The organism is Pseudomonas sp. EA_65y_Pfl1_P113, from assembly GCF_963970525.1.
Classification (GTDB): domain Bacteria; phylum Pseudomonadota; class Gammaproteobacteria; order Pseudomonadales; family Pseudomonadaceae; genus Aquipseudomonas; species Aquipseudomonas tritici.
The window spans coordinates 1-795 of sequence record NZ_CAXAQM010000138.1 but is presented as its reverse complement, the minus strand read 5'-3'; the positions used below and the strand labels follow the sequence as shown (position 1 = coordinate 795).

Sequence of the window (795 nt, the reverse complement as noted above, 5' to 3'; positions counted from 1 at the left end):
AGGGCTATAGCCATACCTCGGCGGCGATCAATCGGTTCTCGGTCAATGGTAACGGCGGACCGAATGTCGGCCCTTATGGTGGCGGAGGAAAACAGAACTGCTGCGCACCGCTTCCAGTGAAGTGGCATCCCGGTTTGACCGTGGTGGTTGAATGGGAGAAAGACCCAAATCCCCATGAGTATGTGAACTGGCCTCCGCTTGGGACAGATGGCTACCGGGCTGCCTACAAGCTGCATGCGGCCAAATACACGCGTCATCGTGCGGTAGTGACAGTTGCTCCATATGAGGACCTGGGGTTGGTAAACGTGCATTTCTTGCCCTGTAACCGGGTGACTGTATCGGCAGGCGCTACGTATCCCGGTCGTTCAGATTATCCGTTCCACTTCCCTCAAAAAATGCAGGAGCCGGCCACATGTCCGAAGCCATGATCCCGCCACTTCAAAGGCCTGCAGCGGCATTCCTCAACCCGATAGCCGATTCAATTATCACCCGCGCGCCGAGCGAACACTTTCCACTAACCCTGACTCGTGGCGAGGCTGCCTGATGATTCGTTTACTCCTCGTCATGTTAATTGGCGGCATCTCGCTGCAGGGCTGTGCGCAGCCCACGCCTGAAAGATTAGGTACACCTATCGAGGGCTATAGCCATACCTCGGCGGCGATCAATCAGTTCTCGGTCAATGGTAACGGCGGGCCGAATTTGTCCCCTTACGGATACGGGGGCGGGCAAATGTGCTGCGCACCGCTTCCAGTGAAGTGGCACCCCGGTTTGACCGTGGTGGTTGAATGGGAGAAA

The 795-nt window shown here is 56.7% G+C and carries 3 protein-coding genes; all 3 read left to right on the top strand.

All coding sequences use genetic code 11. The features are described from left to right. A partial coding sequence (locus AACY52_RS28720; RefSeq protein WP_339561128.1) for a DUF3304 domain-containing protein occupies positions 1 to 428 on the top strand: 428 nt, incomplete at its 5' end. Beyond that, positions 413 to 544 (top strand): hypothetical protein, encoded by a 132-nt coding sequence (locus tag AACY52_RS28715; RefSeq protein WP_339561127.1) that lies wholly within the window; start codon positions 413 to 415, stop codon positions 542 to 544. The genes AACY52_RS28720 and AACY52_RS28715, both read left to right, overlap by 16 nt. Next, a partial coding sequence (locus tag AACY52_RS28710; RefSeq protein ID WP_339561126.1) for a DUF3304 domain-containing protein occupies positions 544 to 795 on the top strand: 252 nt, incomplete at its 3' end. The genes AACY52_RS28715 and AACY52_RS28710, both read left to right, overlap by 1 nt.